This window comes from Kineosporiaceae bacterium (assembly GCA_016713225.1).
Taxonomy (GTDB): domain Bacteria; phylum Actinomycetota; class Actinomycetes; order Actinomycetales; family Kineosporiaceae; genus JADJPO01.
In genome coordinates this window covers 663,659-681,075 of record JADJPO010000002.1, presented here as the reverse complement: position 1 = coordinate 681,075, position 17,417 = coordinate 663,659, and the positions used below count along the sequence as shown (strand labels likewise).

Genomic DNA, 17,417 nt, shown 5'->3' with positions numbered 1-17,417 from the left:
CGGAGGGGCCGTCCGGGGTCTGAGAGAGTAAGTGACTGCGAAGCGCCCGAGCGCACCTCGCGCCCCGATCCGCCGAGCCGGCCGGTGCCTGCCCGGCAGCCGAGGGAGACCACCATGCTGCGACCCGCCGACCCCTCGATCCGGGCGGTGCTGTTCGACTTCCACTGCACCCTGGTCGACCAGGGGGACGGCTCGGCCTGGCTCGATCTGGCCTGGGCTGCTCTCGACCGCGACGGCTCGGCGGCCGAAGCCCTCGGTGAACCACGGGCGACCCGCTTGAGCGACCTGCTGCACCATGTCTGGGACGGCGCACGCGACATCGACCCGCACAACCGGCGGGACCTCGACCCGATCGTCCACCGCCGGGTGTTCTCCGAGCTGGTCCATCGACACTTCGCCGACCTGGACGACGACCTGATCGCCGCGTTGTACGCATCGGTCACCGATCTCTGGACGCTCTACACCGATGCCATCCCGACCTTGACCGAACTGCGCGCAGCCGGCGTCCGCACCGCCCTGGTCTCCAACATCGGGATGGACATCCACGACGTCCTCGACCGGTGCGGCCTGACCGAGTTGTTCGACGCCGTGGTGCTGTCGTACGAGGTGGGCGCGGTCAAGCCGGAGCGCGCCATCTTCGAGCATGCGTTGAAGCTGATCGACGTGCCCGCTCACCAGGCGTTGATGGTGGGCGACAACTGGCGGGACGACGCGGGCGCCGGGGAGGTCGGCTGTCGGGTGCTCATCCTGCCGCGCACCTCCGGCCCCGACCACGGCCTCGACCGGGTGCTCGCCCTGACCCGACCCTGAGGTCGATGTCGTGACGGCCTATCTGGCGTTCCTGCGTGCCGGCTTCCACCGCTACGCCACCTATCGCCTCGCGACCGTGGCCGGCGCCTTCACCAACTCGGTCTTCGGCCTGGCCCGGGCCGCGATCCTGGCCTCGGCCGTCGCCGGGGCGGGCGCCATCTCGGCCGGGGGCTACACCGCCCACCAGGTGATCACCTACGCCTGGCTGGGTCAGGCCCTGATCACCCCCGTCAACGTGTTCCAGTGGAACGAGCTCGCGCTGCGGGTCCGCACCGGTGACATCGCGATCGACCTGGCGCGGCCGGTCGACCTGCAACTGAGCTGGTTGGCCACCGACCTCGGCCGGGCCGGCTACAGCCTGCTGCCCCGCAGCCTGCCCCCGGTGCTGATCGGGGCGCTGCTCTTCGGCCTGGCGCTCCCCGCCCACCCCCTGCCCTACCTGCTGGGCGCGCTGTCCGTCCTGCTGGCCGTGGTGATCTCGTTCGCCTGCCGGTTCGCGGTCAACCTCACCGCGTTCTGGCTGGTCGAGATCCGCGGTGTGATCGGCAGCTACGTGGCGATCTCGAGCCTGCTCTGCGGGCTGGTGGTGCCGGTGTCCTGGTTCCCCGGCTGGCTCGACACCCTGGCCACCGCGACCCCGTTCCCGTCCCTGCTGCAGGCCCCGATCGACGTCATCACCGGACGGGTCAGCGGCACGGCCGCCCTCGGCACACTCGCCGTCCAGGCCTTCTGGGCGGTGGCCACGCTCGGCGTCGGCCGCGCGGTGCTGCACCGGGCCACCCGCAAGCTGGTGGTGCAGGGTGGCTGACCCGTCGACGACACCGGACGCCGCGCGCCCCGGCCGCCTTCACCCCTACCGAGCGCTGCTCGGCTCACGCGTGCGATCGCAACTCACCTACCGCACCTCGTTCGCCTTCGAGGTCTTCAACAGCCTCTCGTTCGCCGTGTTGGAGTTCGTCGAGGTCTACCTGATCTTCCACAACACCGCGTTGCTGGGTGGCCTGGGGGTCGTCGAGTCCTTCCTCGTCTTCGCGCTGGCCAGATCCGGCTTCGCCCTGGCCGACCTGGTGGCCGGTCAACTCGACACCATCCCGAGCATCGTCCGCGCAGGCACGCTCGACACGATGATGCTGCGACCGCTCCCGGTGCTCGCGCAGTTGATCCTCGGCGACGTGCAGCTGAGGCGCCTGGCCCGGCTGACGCTCTATGTCGTCGTCCTGATCGTGACCTTGCCCCGGGCGCCGGTGGACTGGACCCCGGCGCGGGTCGCCCTGGTCCCGGCGACCGTGGTCGGCGGCGGCCTGATCTTCACCGGGTTGTTCATCGCCGCCGGCGCCCTGCAGTTCCGGCTGGTGGACGGTGGCGAGGTCGCCAACGCCTTCACCTACGGCGGCGGGTACGTGGCGTCGTATTCCACCGCGGTGCTGCCGGCACCGGCCCGGGCCTTCTTCACCGCGGTGGTCCCGGCCGCGTTCGTGGGATACCTGCCCACCCTCGCTCTGCTCGGCCGCACCGGCCCGGTCGGCCTCCCCGGCTGGCTCGGCTGGTACACCCTGCCGGTGGGCGGGCTCACCGTGACAGCGGCTCTGGCCCTGTGGCGCAACGGGTTACAGCACTATCAAGGGGGTGGCGGGTGAGCATCATCCAGGCGGACCGGTTGGTACGCGAGTTCCGGGTCGGCGGGCGGCTGCGCGGCGGCGTCCGCCAGGTACGCGCGGTCGACGAGATCAGCTTCACCGTCGCCCCCGGCGAATCGGTGGGCTACATCGGGGCCAACGGCGCCGGCAAGTCGACCACGATCAAGATGCTGAGCGGCATCCTCACCCCGACCTCCGGTCAGGTGCGCACGTGCGGCCTCGATCCGGTCCGGCAGCGACGTGAGCTGGCCGCCCACCTCGGCGTGGTCTTCGGTCAGCGCTCGCAGCTGTGGTGGGACCTGCCCCTGGCCGAGTCGCTGACGATCCTGGCCGCGGTTCACCGCCTACCGACCCGGCGCTGGACGACGCGACGCGACGAGCTGGTCGACCGCCTCGACCTGGGCGCCTTCCTGCAGCGACCCGTCCGCCAGCTCTCGCTCGGCGAACGGATGCGCGGCGAGCTGGCCGCGGCGCTGCTGCACGAACCCGAACTGCTGATCCTGGACGAACCCACGGTCGGACTCGACGTGCTCAGCAAGGAGCGCCTGCGGGTCTTCCTCCGCGAGGAGAACGCCGCCATCGGCGCCTCGGGCCACGGCCGCACCATGCTGCTCACCACCCACGACATGGACGACGTGGAGCGGCTCTGCGAACGCCTGCTCGTCGTCGACCGCGGCCGGCTGGTCTACGACGGCGACCAGGCCGGACTGACGATGAGGGTCGGCGCCCGGCGGGTGCTCGTCGTCGACCTCGCCGAGCCCCATGCCTCGCTGGCCCAGGCCGTGTCCGGGCTGGTCGGCGTCCAGGTGCTGGCTGCCGAGGGCGGCGGCCTGCGTCATCGCTTCGCGTTCGCTCCCGGCACGGTGACCGCGGCCGAGGTGCTGTCCCGGCTCAGCGCGCACGCGTCGGTGCGCGACCTCAGCATCGTCGAACCAGAGATCGAGGACGTCGTCCGCCGCCTCTACGAAGCGACCTCCGACCCGCGGTGACCAGGCCATCACGACGGATGGCGAACAGCATTTAGTGATCATTCGAACACTCATTGTGAGATTCGCCTGACACGAGCATCGGCGTCTGTTTAGTCTGATCGCACACCGAGTTGGATCACTCACTAGAAGTGACCGGCGACGTGTGCGGGGGCACCGTCCAAGCGAGCCGGCCAAGCCGGCCGAGCGTATCGGCGCACCTGGGCATCACCTCTCGGGGAGGACCAGACCACACGAGCAGGCCGTCGCGCATCGGCGGAGCCTGCACCGCCGGCGTGCGCGGGCGGGACAACACCGGGGAGCGATCCGGGGGATGAACATGTTCGACGTCGTCGATGGTTCGGCCATCGCACTGGCCGGGCGGCTGCTGCTGGACGGAGCCGGGCTGTTGTTCGGGCTCTATGTGATCACGATGGCCGGACTGTGGTCACGATGCCGCCTGCTGCCGCTGCGTCACCGCGATCGACCGGTCCAAACCCCTTCCGGCACAGGCGATATCCGCATGTCTTTGCCGTCCGATCGGTGAGGCGGCGACTGCCGGCCCTCGCGGCCGCGGTGCTCGGACTGCTGCTGCCGCTGTCGGCAACCGCAGCCGAGGCGGCCCCCACGGGGCCGGACAACTCACTGCGCGTCAGCCGGGTGGACCAGTCCCGATGGCCGACCATCTCGGCCGTGCTGACCGCGCCGGGCTCGACCGCCACCGCCCTCCGCCGCGGGCTGCGACTGCAGGGCACCGGGGCGAATGCGACGCCCACCAGGGTCACCCCGCTCAGCGGCCAGGACCTCGAAGTGGTGATCGTCCCCGAACCGTCCCTCAGCGGGACGGCGCTCAGCGCTCAGCGCCGCGCCCTGGCCGAGTTCGCCCACGCATTGCCGGCCGGTGCCCGCAGCGGCGTCCTGCTGGACCCGGACCATGCCCCCAGGTTGACCAGCGACTCGGCGCCGGTGGTGGCCGACCTGGCCACCCTGACGACCTCGTCGGCGCAGGCGTCGGTCACCCATCGCACCGAGACGGCCCTGGCGGCCTTCTCCTCGGGCAGCACGGTGCGACGCACCGTCGTCCTGGCCACCGCCGATCTGCGCCCACCGGACCCGGCCGCCCTGGCCCGGGTGCGTTCTCGGCTGGCCGCCAGCGGCACCCAGCTGTTCGTTCTCGAACTCGCCGGTGCCGCAGCGATCTCCGACCTGGCCCCCGCGACCGGCGCCTTCACCGTGGGCTCGGGCAGCCCCGACCGGGTGTTCTCGGCCGCACCCGCGCGGATGCTGGTCGACCTCACCCACCAGTTCCACGTGCAGTTCACCGCTCCCCCCCTGCTGTCGCGCACCAGCCCGCTGGCCCTCTCGCTGACCCAGGACGGCGCCGTACGCACGGTGGACCTGCCCACACCCACCGCTCCCACGGCCCAGGCACCGGCCCCCCCGCCGAGCACCGACCATGGCGACGCCGAGGGCTACCGACCGGTGGAGTGGCCGATGCGCCTGCTCGCCGGCTCCCTCGTGGCCACCGCCCTCGGCCATGCGCTGATCATGCTGATCGCCAGTCACCGGCCTCGGCGCCCCACAGCGCCCGGCGAGCCCAGCCAGCGGGTACCCGCACGGCGTCCGTGGTTCGTCGTCCTCGTGCCGTGCCTGGACGAGGAGCGGGTGATCCGCGCCTCGGTGAGCCGGCTGCTGAACCTGCCGCACGACCGGCTCGAGATCGTGGTGATCGACGACGCCTCGAGTGACGCCACCGCGGCCGAGGTCGAATCCCTGGACGACCCCCGGGTGCGCCTGCTCCGGCGACACCCACCCGAGGCCCGCCAGGGCAAGGGCGAGGCGCTCAACGCCGCCTGTCGCGAGGTGCTGCGCCGCGCCGAGGCGGCCGGTCGCGATCCGCACGATGTGATCGTCGTGGTGCTGGACGCCGACGGCCGCCTGGACGCGCGGGCGCTGGACGAGGTCGAGCCGTACTTCGCCGATCCGCGCATGGCCGGGGTGCAGATCGGGGTGCGGATCGTCAACCGGTTCTCCAGCCGATTGGCCCGGATGCAGGACGTGGAGTTCGTGGTCTACACCCGCGTCTTCCAGCGCGCCCGGCGCCACCTCGGCTCGGTGGGCCTGGGGGGCAATGGACAGTTCATGCGCCTGTCCGCCCTGGCCTCGCTCGGCGATCGGCCGTGGTCGCGCAGCCTGACGGAGGACCTCGACCTGGGCATCCGGCTGATCGCGGCCGGCTGGCGTACCGACTTCTGCCCCACGGTCGACGTGCACCAACAGGGCGTCGTCACGCTGAGCGCCCTGCTGCGCCAGCGGACCCGGTGGTTCCAGGGCCACCTGCAGGCCTGGCGGTTGTTGCCGCTGGTGCTGCGCGGCGCCCCCCAAGCGCGCCCGGGCCGACCTGGCCTACCACCTGTCGGCTCCGCTGTTGCTGTTGATCGCCTCGTTGTTGTCGGCCTCGTTCCTGGCCTCGGTGATCGCCCACGTGATCCGGGCCGCCCAGGGGCAGGGCGAACCCGCCTGGTGGATGCTCGGCAGCTACCTGCTCACCGTGGGACCGACGCTGGCCTTCGCCGCCGTCTACCGCGCGGCCCAGATGCCACGGCCGAGCTGGACCCGCACGGCGCTGCTGGCTCACGGCTACGTGGTCTACGGACTGATGTGGTACCTCGCCGGGTGGCGAGCGGCCTGGCGCATGGTGCGCGGGCGCACCGGCTGGGCCAAGACCGGTCGGATCGAGGAACGGACCGCGCGTCCCAGTCGGCCGATCAGTGCCACGACACCCCGGATCCTCACCTTGCAGCCGACCGCCCCGGTACCGCTCGAGGAACGCCTCGAGGTGGCCCCCGACGCGAGGTCCACCTCGTCCGGGACGATCGACCTGCGGGGCCTGCTGGACCACTCATCGACCGTCGAGACCGCCGAGACCGCCGAGACGGCCGACGTTGCCGACCGGACCCGCGCGTGACCGGATCCGGCCCGGCCACCCGAGTGCCGCCGCCTCGCACCCCGCCGCGACCGGCGCCGGTGCGGGTCGACCGCCGACGCACGGCGAGGGCCCGCGTGGCCGCCCTGCTCGTCCTCGGCGTCCTGATGTTCGTGGTGGTGGCGATGACCAGGTCGTGGTCCGACGGTTCCGAGCACGGCCCGTGGCGCGTGGTGTTCACCGGATTCGGCACGGTGCGAGGCGAGGCGAAGAGCCTGCACCTGTCGCCTCGCCCGGCCGACAGCACCGAACACACCCACGCAGCCCTGGTGGTCAGCCGACGCAGCTATGGCGACCTCAGCCTGACCACCTCGGTCACCACCGAGCGCCAACTGCGCACCGGCTCACCCAACCTCTGGGAAGTCGGATGGGTGTTGTGGCACTACCAGGACCCACACCGGTTCTACGCCCTGGCCCTGAAACCGAACGGCTGGGAACTGTCCAAGCAGGACCCGGAACACCCTGGTGGGCAACGATTCCTGGCCTCGGGAACCAACCCGGCCTTCCCCATCGGCACCACCCACGTGGTCGGTGTCACCCAGGTGGGCAACACGATCAAGGTCTCGGCCGACGGTCTGCTGCTCACCGCATTCAGCGACGACGACAAGCCCTATCTCAGCGGGGCGAACGGCTTCTACACCGAGGACGCCGAGGTTCGCTTCCGCTCCATCCGCGCCGTGGAGGTAACCGCACCGTGACCATCCCTCTCATCGACCGCGCCGCAGAGCGCCGCCCCGGATCACCGCGACGCATCCTGGTGGTCTACGGCACCCGCCCCGAGGCGGTGAAGATGGCGCCGCTGGTGCATGCGCTGCAGCACAGTGCCGACTTCGAGCCCATCGTCGCCGTCACCGGTCAGCACCGGGCGATGCTCGACCAGGTCAACGAGGTCTTCGGGATCACCCCCGACATCGACCTCGACATCCACTCCCCCGGACAGACCCTCACCGAGATCACGGCCAGGACGCTGGCGGGCATCACTCCGGTGATCGAGCAGGTGGCGCCGGACGCCGTGGCCGTCCAGGGGGACACCACCACCACCTACGCCGTGGCGCTGGCCGCCTTCTACGCCCAGGTACCCGTGGTTCACCTCGAGGCCGGGCTGCGCACCCATGACCTCACCTCGCCGTTCCCCGAGGAGCTCAACCGCCGCCAGACCACGATGCTCTCCGATCTGCACCTGGCACCCACGGCGGCCGCCCGCGCCAACCTGGTGGCCGAGGACGTCTCACCCGATGCGGTCGTGGTCACCGGCAACACCGTGATCGACGCCCTGCACCAGACCCTGGCGAGCGTGCCGGCCTACGGCGACGACGAACTCGAACGGCGGCTGGCCGGCGACGCCCGGGTGCTGCTGGTGACCGCCCACCGTCGCGAGTCCTGGGGCGAACCGATGCAGCGCATCGGGCGCGCCCTGGCCCGCCTGGCCCGGCGCTACCCCGACCTGCTGGTGGTCTTCCCCGCTCACCGAAACCCCTTGGTGCGCGAGGCGATCCTGCCGCACCTCGATGGGCTGGCGAATGTCGTGATCACCGAGCCACTGCCCTACGGCGGCTTCTGCCGGTTGCTGCAACGCGCCTCGATCGTGCTCACCGACAGCGGCGGCGTCCAGGAGGAGGCCCCGGGGCTCGGCAAGCCGGTCCTGGTGCTGCGCGAGACCACCGAGCGCCCCGAGGCGGTGCACGCGGGCACGGTGCGCCTGATCGGCACCGACGAGGACGCCGTAGTGGACGCCGTCTGCACCCTTCACGACGACCCTGCCGCCTACGCCTCGATGGCGCACGCGACCAACCCCTACGGGGATGGCCAGGCGGCGCGGCGCAGTGTCGAGGCCCTCGCCCACTTCTTCGGTCGCGGCGAGCGCCCGACCGAGTTCGACCCGGCCCGCCCGGTCCGGATCGAGCTACCCGACGAGGTCGCCGACCTCGCCGGGCCGCCCTCGGGACAGCTCGAACTGCTGCCCGCATGACCCATCACGAGAGGAAGTCCATGGCACGTCACTCCCGAGTCCGGGGGGCGCTGATCGTCGGCGTGGCCCTGACGGCGCTGCTCACCACCGCCCAGCCGGCCCCGGCGGCAGGCGGGGGGCACGGCAAACACGGCGGCCGCCACGACAAGCGGCAGCCCGTGCTGATCAGCCCGCCGACGCCACCGTCCGGCCGGCCCCGGATCCCCGCGCGCCCGGCGCCCAAACCCCGCACCCGCACCCTCACTCGCACGGCATCGACCACTGTCGCGGCCGGCGCGACAACGGTTGCGCCGATGGCAGTCTCGGCCCTGGCGGTCACCCCGCCGGCGACCGCACGCAGCTTCGGCCCCACCGGCGGCACCACGTCCACGCTGGTCTTGTACGACACCACCAGCGCGTACGGCTGGCTGGGTGAGCTCTACGCCCTGGCGGCCGGCAACCTGGCCACGCACTTCGGCCGGGTCACCGCCGAGCCGGTGACCAGCTACGTGGCCGGTCAGATCAACGACCACACCGCCGTGGTCTACCTCGGCTCGACCTACAACGAGCCCCTCCCGGCGGCGTTCCTCAACGACGTCGTCGCCTCGACCAAGCCCGTGCTCTGGAGCGGATTCAACGTCTGGCAGCTCTCGGGCGCCGCCGGATCGGCGACCCAGACGGCGTTCACCACCAAGTACGGCTGGGACCCCACGACGTCCTACCTGGACACCACGGACACGATGGCCTCGGTGAGCTACAAGAGCCGGGCGCTGACCCGCTCGACCCTGAACACCGGCGGCCTGCTCGGCCCGCACATCACCAACGCCGCCGCGGTGAGCGTTCTCGGTCAGGCCAACTGCACCACGGCCGCCGGCGCACCCACCGCGTGCGCCGCGATCGCGCAGAGCACCGGCACCAGCGTGCCGTGGGCGATCCGATCGGCGAACCTCACCTACGTCGGCGAGATCCCGTTCTCGTACATGTCCGAGAGCGACCGCTATCTGGCCTACGCCGACCTGCTGTTCCCGGCGCTCAAGCCGGGCGCGACCGCGTCCAAGCGCGCCGCCGTCCGGCTCGAGGACGTCAATCCGACCTCCGACCCGGCGGTGCTGCGGGCCTTCGCCGACTCGCTGTCGAGCCAGGGCGTGCCGTTCCAGGTCGGGGTGATCCCGCGGTACACCGACCCGCGAGGCGTCTTCACCGGCGGGACGGCCTCGACGATCTCGCTGGCCAACCGGCCGTTGGTGGTCTCGGCCCTGAAGTACATGCAGTCCAAGGGGGGCGTGCTGATCCAGCACGGGTTCACCCACCAGTACTCGAACGTCACCAACCCGTACAACGCGGTCAGCGGTGACGACTTCGAGTTCTACCGGGCGCGGTGCTCGTCGACCCCGAACCCGCCCTATCAGTTCGTGACCTGCGTCGACACCTCGTGGGTGCGACTGACCGGTGCCCTGCCGGGTGATTCCCAGTCCTGGGCGGCGGGCCGTGTCACCTCGGGGCGCCAGCTCATGACCAACGCCGGCCTGGGCACGCCCACCATCTTCGAGACGCCGCACTACTCGGCCACCGCGGCCGACTACCGCGGCATGCGGCAGGTCTACGCCACCCGGTACGAGCGTGAACTGCTCTTCGGCGGCTCGATCTGGTCGGGTGGCAGCAGCGCCAACGTGTTCGGCCAGTTCTTCCCCTACAGCGTCAACGACATCTACGGCGGCAAGGTGCTGCCCGAGAACCTGGGCAACTTCGAATCGGAGGCCTACAACAACAACCCGCCCCGCACTGCGGCGCAGGTGGTGGCGAACGCGGCGGCCAACCAGGTCGTCACGGAGTCGGTGGCCAGCTTCTTCTTCCACCCGGACTACCCGCTCGCCGAGCTGAACGCGATCGTGGGCGGAATCAAGCAGCTGGGGTACACCTTCGTCCCCGCGGCTCAGCTCTGATCGCCGATGAGCCGAGTTGAACCGTATGACTCGGCGTGCCGCTGGCCCTCCCCCCTCGTCGGGGGGAGGGCCACCCGGGCCGAATCCGCTCCGGCCCGCCGCACCCGGTGCGCCGCGAACCCGCCACCGTCTGGTGGCCGTGCTGGCCACGGCCGCCCTGGGCTCATTGGCGGCACTCACGCTCGCCACCGGCTCGCCGTCCGGCCGACCCCCGGTCGACCCCGGACGGGACGCACGCACCCCGGCGACGCCGTCCGCAGCCCGATCTGCCCTGGCCTACCCGCGGTTGCCGGTCCCTGCCGCCCCGCCCGTCGTCGCGTCCGCCGCGGGCCGGGTGGTACTGCGGGTGCACGACGTGCGCGGACGGCGGTTGACCTGGTCGGCCTTCCGGTCACTGCAGTCCAACGGCCACGGTGTCGGTGGGTACGACGACATGCTGCTCGACCCGTCGAGTCTGCGCGTCCTGCGCGGCTGGCCCCTGTACGCCCACGGCGGCGACGTGGCGCTGGACCGGCCCGCGACACCGGCCGCGCTCGGCTTCTCCTGGCCCAGCTCGCAGGGCTACTCCGCCGTGATCCTCGATCTGCCCCGACCGGGCACCTACCTGCTCAGCGACCTGATGGCCACGGACGCCGTGCGCCGCACCCGAGCCGCGCTGATCGCCCGGCCGGGCTACCGCAGCAGCGCCCGGTTCCGCACGACGTGGCAGGCCGCGCAGACCGCCCTGACGGCAGCGCACCGGGCCCGTGCCGAGGGCGATCGGGCGCGCCTGGCCTGGTCCGCCTACGACGCCGCCGTACGGGCCGATCTGCTGTTGCTCACCGAGTTCGGGACGCAGTTCGCCGCCGGCCACCGGTCGCTGCGCCCGGCCTGGGGATTCACCACCGACTCCTCCCAGACGGCGGGCACGGCCAGTGCCGCCGCCGCCTCGATCGTGCGCGGCTCACGGCGGGACGGCGCGCTGCGCATCGTGTTCGACCTCGGCCGCTCCCCGGCCTCGTATGCCACCGCCGTGGCGACCGCCCACCGGTCCGGCCTGCGGGTGGTCGGGCAGTTGCTCGATTCCTCCGACATGGCGCGGATCAGCCTGGCGCAGTGGCGTTCCCGAGTCGCCTCCTACGTGCGAGGACTGCCCGCGGTCGACGTCTGGGAGGTCGGCAACGAGGTCAACGGCGATTGGCTGGGTCGCGATGCGGCCGCGAAGGTCGCGTTCGCCGCGACCTACGTCAAGGCCCACTCACGGGCTCGGACCCTGGTCACGTTGTACTGGCAGCTCGGTCAGGACACCCCGCAGACCTCGATGTTCAGCTGGGCTCGGCGCAACCTCAGCACCTCGGTGCTGCGTCGGATCGACGAGATCGGGGTGAGCATCTACCCCGAGCAGGCGCCGATGGGGTTCGCCCTGGATCGGGTGATCACCACCCTGCACTCCGCCTTCCCCCGACAACGGATCTCGATCACCGAACTGGGGTACGGCAGCGCGGACCTGAGCCACGTGTGGTGGTGGGGCTCACGCACCGATCCGCGGGGCGCGGGTCGCACCGCCGTGGCCGACCTCTACACCCGGGCCGTGCTCGGGTACCGGTACTCCGGCGGCGGTACGTACTGGTGGTACTTCCCGCAGGAGGCCCGACCGGGAACCCGGTTGTGGGCCACCTTCGCGGCGGCCTACCGGGCGGTCGTCCCGCGCTGACCGGGCGGCTGACCGGACCGCTGACCGGACCCAGCCCCGACCGAGCCGCAGGCACCCCGTGAGGCCGGTGGGCCGCGCCCGGTGGCGGTGGTCGCTCGCGGTCGGTCTGGTGCTCGCCGGGGCCACGGCCGGGGTGGTCTCGCTCCCGACGACCCCGTCACGGACGCCGGTCGCGTATCCGGCGACCTCGGGAGCCGCACCGGCCGCCCTGCCGGGCGGGGCCGACGTCCCCGCCGGACCGGTGACCACCTTCGGAGGTCCCGGCGCGCCGTCCACGCTCGTGCTCTACGACACCGCCGGCGAGCACGGCTGGATCGGAGAGCTCTACGCCCAGGCCGCAGGCAACCTGGCCAGTCACTTCGGGCCGGTGACCGCGATTCCCGCCGAGCGCTACCGCGCCGGCCAGATCCGCCGGTTCCGCGCCCTGATCTACCTCGGCACCACCTACGACGCCCCGTTGCCGCCCTCGCTGCTGGACGACGTCCGCACCTCTACGGTGCCCGTCATCTGGTCGGGTCTGAACCCCTGGAGGCTCTCCGGGGCGGCGGGGTCGGCCACGCACTCGGCGTTCCTGGCCCGATACGGCTGGGATCCGACCGCTTCGCGTCTGGACCTGCGGGACGCCGTCACCGCGGTCGACTACAAGGGCCGCACGCTGTCCCGTTCGCCACTCAACCAGGCAGGCATCCTGGCGCCCCGTCTGGTGTCGCCGGCCGCGGTGACCGTGCTGGCCGAGGCCCGCTGCACCCGGTCACGCCGGGTGGTGCCGTGCATCGGGGCGAGCACCCGGCTGCGCAACGGCGGCCTGCCGTGGGCGATCCGCTCGGCCAACCTCACCTATGTCGGCGAGAACCCGTTCTCGTACGTGGCCGAGGACGACCGGTACCTGGCCTATGCCGATCTGCTGTTCGCCGCGCTGGCCCCCGATGCCCCGGCCAGCCGCAAGGCCGCCGTGCGCCTCGAGGACGTCAGCCCGGTCTCGGACCCTGCCGTGCTGCGGCAGTTCGCCGATTACCTTGCCGCGCACCACATTCCGTTCCAGGTCGGGGTGGTGCCGGTGCACCTCGACCCGACGGGTGCTCAGAACGAGGGCACCCCCCAGACCGTGACGTTCCGGGACCGGCCCGAGATGGTCGAGGCGCTGCGGTACGCCCAGGCCCACGGCGGGGTCCTCGTCCAACACGGCCTGACCCACCAGTACGGCGCCATCGCCAACCCCTACAACGGGGTCAGCGGCGAGGACTTCGAGTTCTTCCGTGCCCGGTGCTCGGCGAATCCCGACCCGCCGTATCAGTTCCAGGCCTGCCAGGCGGCGTCCTGGGTGCGCCTGGTGGCACCGCTGCCCGAGGACTCGCCCTCGTGGGCTGCCGACCGGGTGCTGCGGGGACGCCAGGCCCTCGCCGAGGCCGGACTGGACCCGCCCACGATCTTCGAGACACCGCACTACACCGCCAGCGCCGCCGCGTACCGAGGCATGCGCCGGATCTACGGCACCCGGTACGAACGCGAACTACTGTTCGGGGGCACGCTGCGGGCCGGGGCCGATCCCACGCACTCGATCGGGCAGTACTTCCCCTATCGCGTGCACGACGTCTACGGCGGCGTCGTGTTGCCCGAGAATCTCGGCAACATCGAGCCGCTGCCCTACAACCAGCACCCGGCCCGCACCCCGAAGGACCTGGTGCACAACGCGGCCGCCAACCTCGTGGTCACCCAGGCCGTGGCCAGCTTCTTCTTCCACCCGCACTACCCGTTGGCCGACCTGGCCGCCACGATCGACGGGATCCAGGAGCTCGGCTACCAATTCGTGCCCGCCGACCAGCTCTGAGGAGCGTGGCAAGCCCTCTTGGTGATCATGCAATCCGTGCACGTTTCGTGCACGGATTGCATGATCACCGCGGGTTGGGTGCGGCGTACCCGGGGTGGCTGTCGGCGATCAGCCCTGGGTGGACGGCGTCGCGCTCGCCGTGCCGTGGGGAGCGCCATTCGGGGCCGTGCCGTTCGGGGCACCGCCACCGGGACCGCCCTTCGGCGCGGGGTCGCCCGTGCCCATACCGTCCTCGACCCCGGTCACCGCGAAATCGGCGTCCAGTTTCACGGTGACCTCGGTGCCGTCGGCCTTGGTCATGTGGGCCTCGTACTCGCCGTCACCGGCGTCTGTCTCGACCCGGTAGACCGTCCCGCCCGGTACCGCCTTCAGCGCGGCTGCCGTCACCGTCGCGGCATCGGCGGTGCTCAGCGCCTTCTCGTCGTCGCGCACCGGGGCCGAGCCGTGCACCTTCTGCCCGTCGGCGCCGCCGTTCGACCCGCGCTGCGCTCCGCTGCGACCCTGCTGACCGGTCGCGGCGTCCGGCCCCGCTGCGCTGTCCGAGGAGCCCGAGGCGCTCGGTGCACTGGACGCCGAGGGCGTGGGGGTCGTCTCGGCAGACGCCGTCAGGGTGCCCGCCAACACGCCGCCGGCGATCGCGCCGGCGGCCAGGAGCCCAACCGCGGCCACGGTGCCCCGGCGGTGACGACCCCGGGGCTTGTCGGCTGTCCCCGACGGGGTCGCCGAGGTGCCCCAGCTCGTCTGCGGCTGGTCCGTGGTGGGCTCGTTCATCGGATCCTGGGTCATCATGCGTGCCTCTCTCGCGGCCTTCGATCGCCCGTTGCGATCACAGGACCAGGTTCGGATCCGCCCCTGATCGCGCCCTGGTGTGGCTCTGTGCCGAGCCTGTGACCAGCTGTGAGACCGGCATGCAGAAGGGGCACGTCCCACCCGATCAGGTGGGCCGTGCCCCTTCGATGCGATCAGTGCCGACGAGTACCCCGGCTCACCCCTCGGCCGCGGGTGTCTCGCTCAACCCGCTGCCACCGGCGGCTGCCGGCTCGACCAGCGTGGGGTCGGCGATCGGCGACTTCACCGCTCCCGTGAAGGTGAAGTGCGCGCTCTCACCCTCACCCTCGGCGTCGACCACCACGATCTGCCCGGCCTTCAGCTCGCCGTACAGGATCTTCTCGCTCAGGGCGTCCTCGATGTCGCGCTGGATGGTGCGGCGCAACGGCCGCGCCCCCAACACCGGGTCGTACCCCTTGATCGCCAGCAGGGCCTTGGCCGCGGGGCGCAGTTCGATGCCCATGTCGCGGTCCTTCATCCGCTCGTCCAACTTCGCGATCATCAGGTCGACGATCTGGACGATCTCTTCCTGCGACAGCTGCGGGAAGACGATGTTGTCGTCGACGCGGTTCAGGAACTCGGGGCGGAAGTGGTTCTTCAGCTCCTCGTTGACCTTGGCCTTCATCCGCTCGTACGCCGTCTTGGTGTCGGTGCCCGACTGGAAGCCCATCTGCGCACCCTTGGCGATGTCACGGGTACCCAGGTTCGTGGTCATGATGATCACGGTGTTCTTGAAGTCGACCACCCGACCCTGGCTGTCGGTCAGGCGACCGTCCTCCAGGATCTGCAGCAGCGAGTTGAAGATGTCCGGGTGGGCCTTCTCGACCTCGTCGAACAGCACCACCGAGAACGGCTTGCGCCGCACCTTCTCGGTGAGCTGGCCACCCTCCTCGTACCCGACGTACCCGGGCGGGGAGCCGAACAGCCGCGAGACGGTGTGCTTCTCGCTGAACTCGCTCATGTCGAGCTGGATCAGCGCGTCCTCGTCACCGAACAGGAACTCGGCCAGGGCCTTGGCCAGCTCGGTCTTCCCGACGCCGGTGGGGCCGGCGAAGATGAACGAGCCACCGGGGCGCTTCGGGTCCTTCAGCCCGGCGCGGGTACGCCGGATCGCCTGGGACAGCGCCTTGATCGCGTCGTTCTGACCGATGATCCGCTTGTGGAGCTCGGCCTCCATGTTCAGCAGGCGCGAGGACTCCTCCTCGGTGAGCTTGAACACCGGGATGCCGGTCGCCGTCGCCAGCACCTCGGCGATCAGCTCCTCGTCCACCTCGGCCACGACGTCCATGTCGCCGGCCTTCCACTGCTTCTCGCGCTCGGCCTTGGCCGCCAGCAGCTTCTTCTCGGTGTCGCGCAGCGAGGCCGCCTTCTCGAAGTCCTGCGCGTCGATCGCGCTCTCCTTCTCGCGGCGGGTCTGCGCGATCTTCTCGTCGAACTCGCGCAGGTCCGGCGGCGCCGTCATACGACGGATCCGCAACCGGGCGCCGGCCTCGTCGATCAGGTCGATGGCCTTGTCCGGCAGGAACCGGTCGTTGACGTAGCGATCCGCCAGGGTGGCGGCGGCGACCAGCGCGCCGTCCGTGATCGAGACCCGGTGGTGCGCCTCGTACCGGTCGCGCAGACCCTTGAGGATCTCGATGGTGTGGGCCAGCGAGGGCTCCTGCACCTGGATCGGCTGCAACCGCCGCTCCAGCGCGGGGTCCTTCTCGACATGCTTGCGGTACTCGTCCAGCGTGGTGGCACCGATGGTCTGCAGCTCACCGCGGGCCAGCATGGGCTTGAGGATGCTCGCGGCGTCGATCGCGCCCTCGGCGGCACCGGCACCCACCAGGGTGTGGATCTCGTCGATGAACAGGATGATGTCGCCGCGGGTGCGGATCTCCTTCAGCACCTTCTTCAGGCGCTCCTCGAAGTCACCGCGGTAGCGGCTACCCGCCACCAGGGCGCCGAGGTCCAGGGTGTAGAGCTGCTTGTCCTTCAGCGTCTCGGGGACCTCGCCCTTGATGATCGCCTGGGCCAGGCCCTCGACGACCGCGGTCTTGCCGACGCCGGGCTCACCGATCAGCACCGGGTTGTTCTTGGTGCGGCGCGAGAGCACCTGCATGACCCGCTCGATCTCTTTCTCGCGCCCGATGACCGGGTCGAGCTTGCCGTCGCGGGCGGCCTGGGTGAGGTTGCGGCCGAACTGATCGAGCACCAGCGAGCCGGACGGCGTGCCCTCCTGGGTCCCGCCGGCGGTCGCGGGCTCCTTGCCCTGGTAGCCGGACAGCAGCTGGATCACCTGCTGGCGGACCCGGTTGAGGTCGGCCCCCAGCTTCACCAGCACCTGGGCGGCGACGCCCTCACCCTCACGGATGAGGCCGAGCAGGATGTGCTCGGTGCCGATGTAGTTGTGCCCCAGCTGCAGCGCCTCGCGCAGCGACAGCTCCAACACCTTCTTGGCGCGCGGCGTGAACGGGATGTGCCCGGACGGCGCCTGCTGCCCCTGACCGATGATCTCTTGCACCTGCTCGCGTACGGCGTCCAGTGAGATGCCGAGGGATTCGAGCGCCTTGGCGGCGACTCCCTCACCCTCGTGGATCAGGCCGAGGAGGATGTGCTCGGTGCCGATGTAGTTGTGGTTCAGCATCCTGGCCTCCTCCTGAGCCAGGACGACGACACGGCGGGCGCGGTCGGTGAACCTCTCGAACATCTGCGCTCCTCGTGTGGTCGGGCGGGTGACAACAGGTCGGCCTGCCGTCGACTCGTTTGACCTCTCGATGCTATCTGTGGCATCCAG

At 71.1% G+C, this 17,417-nt stretch carries 11 protein-coding genes; 9 read left to right on the top strand and 2 right to left on the bottom strand.

The window, feature by feature from the left end; all coding sequences use genetic code 11:
• Window positions 1–114: 114 nt before the first annotated feature.
• The 9 genes from IPK24_09050 (at window position 115) to IPK24_09010 (ending at window position 13,810) form a co-directional block, all read left to right on the top strand.
• Window positions 115–810 carry an HAD-IA family hydrolase gene (locus IPK24_09050; GenBank protein MBK8075695.1) on the top strand — a complete coding sequence of 232 codons (696 nt, stop codon included), beginning with the start codon at window positions 115–117 and terminating at the stop codon, window positions 808–810.
• 10 nt (window positions 811–820) lie between these two features.
• Window positions 821–1,618: an ABC-2 family transporter protein gene (locus tag IPK24_09045; GenBank protein MBK8075694.1), complete on the top strand. Its 798-nt coding sequence runs from the start codon at window positions 821–823 to the stop codon at window positions 1,616–1,618.
• Entirely contained in the window at window positions 1,611–2,447 is an 837-nt protein-coding gene (locus IPK24_09040; GenBank protein MBK8075693.1) for an ABC-2 family transporter protein, read from the top strand. Before IPK24_09045 ends, IPK24_09040 begins: the two co-directional genes overlap by 8 nt.
• Window positions 2,444–3,436 (top strand): ATP-binding cassette domain-containing protein, encoded by a 993-nt coding sequence (locus IPK24_09035; GenBank protein ID MBK8075692.1) that lies wholly within the window; start codon window positions 2,444–2,446, stop codon window positions 3,434–3,436. The genes IPK24_09040 and IPK24_09035 overlap by 4 nt, the downstream gene beginning before the upstream one ends.
• A gap of 310 nt (window positions 3,437–3,746) precedes the next feature.
• Complete coding sequence (locus IPK24_09030) at window positions 3,747–3,959, top strand: hypothetical protein (GenBank protein ID MBK8075691.1); 213 nt, start codon at window positions 3,747–3,749, stop codon at window positions 3,957–3,959.
• Window positions 3,960–6,765: 2,806 nt separating this feature from the next.
• The gene (gene wecB, locus IPK24_09025) at window positions 6,766–8,367 is read left to right on the top strand and encodes a UDP-N-acetylglucosamine 2-epimerase (non-hydrolyzing) (protein MBK8075690.1); all 1,602 of its coding nucleotides are present in this window, start codon (window positions 6,766–6,768) and stop codon (window positions 8,365–8,367) included.
• Between the two features lie 20 nt (window positions 8,368–8,387).
• The gene (locus tag IPK24_09020; protein MBK8075689.1) at window positions 8,388–10,289 is read left to right on the top strand and encodes a DUF2334 domain-containing protein; all 1,902 of its coding nucleotides are present in this window, start codon (window positions 8,388–8,390) and stop codon (window positions 10,287–10,289) included.
• Window positions 10,290–10,428: 139 nt separating this feature from the next.
• Window positions 10,429–11,982, top strand: a complete 1,554-nt coding sequence (locus IPK24_09015) for a Tat pathway signal sequence (protein MBK8075688.1) — start codon at window positions 10,429–10,431, stop codon at window positions 11,980–11,982.
• A gap of 67 nt (window positions 11,983–12,049) precedes the next feature.
• Window positions 12,050–13,810 carry a polysaccharide deacetylase family protein gene (locus IPK24_09010; GenBank protein MBK8075687.1) on the top strand — a complete coding sequence of 587 codons (1,761 nt, stop codon included), beginning with the start codon at window positions 12,050–12,052 and terminating at the stop codon, window positions 13,808–13,810.
• Between the two features lie 108 nt (window positions 13,811–13,918).
• Here IPK24_09010 and IPK24_09005 read toward each other — a convergent pair whose 3' ends face one another.
• The gene (locus IPK24_09005) at window positions 13,919–14,599 is read right to left on the bottom strand and encodes a hypothetical protein (protein MBK8075686.1); all 681 of its coding nucleotides are present in this window, start codon (window positions 14,597–14,599) and stop codon (window positions 13,919–13,921) included.
• A 196-nt stretch (window positions 14,600–14,795) separates the two neighbouring features.
• A complete protein-coding gene (locus tag IPK24_09000; GenBank protein MBK8075685.1) occupies window positions 14,796–17,330 on the bottom strand; it encodes an ATP-dependent Clp protease ATP-binding subunit in 2,535 nt (844 codons plus the stop codon).
• Window positions 17,331–17,417 lie beyond the last annotated feature (87 nt).